Below are 2,975 nucleotides of genomic sequence, written 5' to 3'. Positions count from 1 at the left end.
GTTGTATGGTTAAGCCTCACGGGTAATTAGTACAGGTTAGCTTAACGCCTCACAGCGCTTCCACACCCTGCCTATCAACGTTGTAGTCTTCAACGGCCCTTCAGTGGAGTTAAACTCCAAGTGAGAACTCATCTCGAGGCTCGCTTCCCGCTTAGATGCTTTCAGCGGTTATCGATTCCGAACGTAGCTACCGGGCAATGCAATTGGCATCACAACCCGAACACCAGCGGTTCGTCCACTCCGGTCCTCTCGTACTAGGAGCAGCCCCTCTCAATTCTCAAACGCCCACGGCAGATAGGGACCGAACTGTCTCACGACGTTCTAAACCCAGCTCGCGTACCACTTTAAATGGCGAACAGCCATACCCTTGGGACCGACTTCAGCCCCAGGATGTGATGAGCCGACATCGAGGTGCCAAACACCGCCGTCGATATGAACTCTTGGGCGGTATCAGCCTGTTATCCCCGGAGTACCTTTTATCCGTTGAGCGATGGCCCTTCCATTCAGAACCACCGGATCACTATGACCTACTTTCGTACCTGCTCGACGTGTCTGTCTCGCAGTTAAGCTGGCTTCTACCATTACACTAACCGTACGATGTCCGACCGTACTTAGCCAACCTTCGTGCTCCTCCGTTACTCTTTGGGAGGAGACCGCCCCAGTCAAACTACCCACCAGGCACTGTCCGCAACCCCGATTCAGGGGCCAACGTTAGAACATCAAACATACAAGGGTGGTATTTCAAGGATGGCTCCACAGAAACTGGCGTCTCTGCTTCAAAGCCTCCCACCTATCCTACACATGTAGGCTCAATGTTCAGTGCCAAGCTGTAGTAAAGGTTCACGGGGTCTTTCCGTCTAGCCGCGGGTACACAGCATCTTCACTGCGATTTCAATTTCACTGAGTCTCGGGTGGAGACAGCGTGGCCATGGTTACACCATTCGTGCAGGTCGGAACTTACCCGACAAGGAATTTCGCTACCTTAGGACCGTTATAGTTACGGCCGCCGTTTACCGGGGCTTCGATCAAGAGCTTCGCATACGCTAACCCCATCAATTAACCTTCCGGCACCGGGCAGGTGTCACACCCTATACGTCATCTCGCGATTTAGCAGAGTGCTGTGTTTTTAATAAACAGTCCCAGCCACCTGGTCACTGCGACTCCCGTCCGCTTAGAGAGCAAGTCTCATCACAGGTAGGAGCGTACCTTCTCCCGAAGTTACGGTACTATTTTGCCTAGTTCCTTCACCCGAGTTCTCTCAAGCGCCTTAGTATTCTCTACCTGACCACCTGTGTCGGTTTGGGGTACGATTCGGTATAAACTGAAGCTTAGAGGCTTTTCCTGGAAGTATGGCACCAACAGCTTCCACTCCGTAGAGTGTCGTCTCGTATCTCAGCCTTAAAGAATCCCGGATTTTCCTAAGATTCAAGCCTACATACTTTCACACGGACAACCAACGCCGTGCCTGTCTAGCCTTCTCCGTCCCCCCATCGCATTTATACCAAGTACGGGAATATTAACCCGTTTCCCATCGACTACGCCTTTCGGCCTCGCCTTAGGGGTCGACTCACCCTACCCTGATTAACATGGGATAGGAACCCTTGGTCTTCCGGCGTGCGGGTTTTTCACCCGCATTGTCGTTACTCATGTCAGCATTCGCACTTGTGATATGTCCAGCATGCCTCCCGGCACACCTTCAGCCACTTACACAACGCTCCCCTACCCCGCGAACTAAGTTCGCAGCCGCAGCTTCGGTGGTATGTTTAGCCCCGTTACATCTTCCGCGCAGGCCGACTCGACTAGTGAGCTATTACGCTTTCTTTAAAGGGTGGCTGCTTCTAAGCCAACCTCCTAGCTGTTTTAGCCTTCCCACATCGTTTCCCACTTAACATACACTTTGGGACCTTAGCTGGCGGTCTGGGTTGTTTCCCTCTCCACGACGGACGTTAGCACCCGCCGTGTGTCTCCCGGATAGTACTCATTGGTATTCGGAGTTTGCATGGGGTTGGTAAGTCGGGATGACCCCCTAGCCCAAACAGTGCTCTACCCCCAATGGTATTCGTCCGAGGCTCTACCTAAATAGATTTCGGGGAGAACCAGCTATCTCCCGGTTTGATTAGCCTTTCACTCCTAGCCACAGGTCATCCCCTAACTTTTCAACGTTAGTGGGTTCGGTCCTCCAGTTGATGTTACTCAACCTTCAACCTGCCCATGGCTAGATCACCGGGTTTCGGGTTCTATACCTTGCAACTCAACGCGCAGTTAACGCTCGCTTTCACTACGGCTACCCTAATCGGTTAACCTCGCTACAAAATATAAGTCGCTGACCCATTATACAAAAGGTACGCAGTCCCCTCGAAGGGCTCCTACTGCTTGTACGTACACGGTTTCAGGTTCTATTTCACTCCCCTCACAGGGGTTCTTTTCGCCTTTCCCTCACGGTACTGGTTCACTATCGGTCAGTTGGGAGTATTTAGCCTTGGAGGATGGTCCCCCCATATTCAGTCAAAGTTTCACGTGCTCCGACCTACTCGATTTCACTTATAAGACATTGTCGTGTACGGGACTATCACCCTGTATCGTGCCACTTTCCAGAGGCTTCCACTAACATCAAATAAGCTTAAGGGCTGCTCCGATTTCGCTCGCCGCTACTTTCGGAATCTCGGTTGATTTCTTTTCCTACGGGTACTTAGATGTTTCAGTTCTCCGCGTTCGCCTCTTACACCTATGTATTCAGTGCAAGATACCTGTAAACAGGTGGGTTTCCCCATTCGGAAATCCTGGCCTCAAGCGCTTTTTACTAGCTTGACCAGGCTTATCGCAAGTTAATACGTCCTTCATCGCCTCCAACTGCCAAGGCATCCACCGTGTACGCTTAGTCACTTAACCATACAACCCAAAAGGGTGTGTATTTCAAGGACTGTTTAACTTCGCCAGAAGTTAGAATACTAAAGTAGACGCACAATCAACTTTCG

Annotated in this window: 1 rRNA gene; it reads right to left on the bottom strand. The window is 51.3% G+C overall.

The features are described from left to right. Positions 1 to 5: 5 nt before the first annotated feature. A 23S ribosomal RNA gene (locus C2M24_RS00005) occupies positions 6 to 2,889 on the bottom strand. Positions 2,890 to 2,975: the final 86 nt, after the last annotated feature.

Source organism: Pseudoalteromonas sp. T1lg22 (assembly GCF_002964645.1).
In the GTDB taxonomy this organism is placed as follows: domain Bacteria; phylum Pseudomonadota; class Gammaproteobacteria; order Enterobacterales; family Alteromonadaceae; genus Pseudoalteromonas.
This window is presented reverse-complemented; position numbering and strand designations above follow the sequence as displayed.